Source organism: Comamonas granuli NBRC 101663, assembly GCF_000739995.1.
GTDB classification, from domain to species: domain Bacteria; phylum Pseudomonadota; class Gammaproteobacteria; order Burkholderiales; family Burkholderiaceae_C; genus Simplicispira; species Simplicispira granuli.
Genome location: NZ_BBJX01000028.1, coordinates 1 through 1,259 on the forward strand (window position 1 = coordinate 1; position 1,259 = coordinate 1,259).

General features: G+C 64.6%; 1 protein-coding gene. It reads right to left on the bottom strand.

What is annotated here, in order from left to right:
* Nucleotides 1-129 precede the first annotated feature (129 nt).
* Nucleotides 130-1,044, bottom strand: a complete 915-nt coding sequence (locus tag CGR01S_RS16040) for a dihydrodipicolinate synthase family protein (RefSeq protein WP_042429694.1) — start codon at nt 1,042-1,044, stop codon at nt 130-132.
* Nucleotides 1,045-1,259: the final 215 nt, after the last annotated feature.

Genomic DNA, 1,259 nt, shown 5'->3' on the forward strand with positions numbered 1-1,259 from the left:
GATGAGGCCGTCGGTCTTCAGCAGCGAAGGGTCTTTGAGCAGCGAGAGCGGGGAGGTGCGGGTATCCATGGCGTCTTGGGCTTGGGTGGGGCAGGGCGGCGTGGACGCCGCCCTGCATTCAGAGCATGTTCAGTCCACCGAACGGTACTGGGCGGGGCGGCTGGCCAGGGCCTTTTGCACCACGGCGGTGATGAAGGCGCGCTCCTCGCCCACCAGCGGCATGCGCGGCAGGCGCACGTGCTCGGTGCCCACGCCCACCAGGGCGTCGATGAGCTTGAGGTTTTGCACCAGCTTGGTCGAGACGTCCAGGTGCAGCATGGGCGTCATCCACTGGTAGAGCTTGAGCGCTTCGGCAAACTTGCCGGCCTTCATCAGGTCGTACAGGGCCACGGTCTCGCGCGGGAAGGCGCAGCCCACGCCGGCCACCAGGCCGTCGGCGCCCAGGGCCAGGGCTTCATAGGCCAGGTCGTCCACGCCGCAGAAGATCTGGTAGCGCTCGCCCACGGTGTTGCGCAGGTCGGTGATGCGGCGGATGTCGCCCGTGCTTTCCTTGACGGAGGTGATGTATTCGCAGTCGGCCAGCTCCAGCATGTGCTCGGGCTTGAGGTCCACGCGGTAGGCCACGGGGTTGTTGTAGACCATGATGGGCTTTTGCGCGGCCTGGGCCATGGCGCGCACATTGGCCATGGCCTCGCGGGCGTCGGCCACGTAGATGACCGAGGGCATGACCATGTAGCCGGCCACGCCCAGCTTGTTGGCGGCGTCGATGTAGCGCAGCGCGTCGCGCGTGCTGGTTTCCGACACGTTGGCCACCACGGGCACGCGGCCGCCGCTGGCCTCCAGGGCGATGCGCGCGACCTCGAGTTTTTCTTCGAGCGAAAGCGTGCTGGCCTCGCCCAGCGAGCCGCAGGTGACGACGCCATGGATGCCGTTGCGGATCTGGAAGTCGATGTGGCGCGCCGTGCCTTCGGCGTCGATGCGCTCGTCGGTGTGGAACTTGGTGGTGACGGCGGGGAAGATGCCTTGCCAGCGGGGGAGGGACATGGATGGAACTCCTGTGGGTGGTGAAACGGTAGCGCCCGGTGGGGCTGTGCTGGTAAATATATTAACAGCATATCTACAATATGTTTGTAAGGGTTGATACCGAGGGCGAAAAAAAACCGCCGGTACCTCGCGGTACGGCGGTCAGGAAGATTTTGGGCCTCAGCGCTTTACAGGAAAGCGCTGGCAGCTATCAAATAAGTAGCGAAAAGACGCTC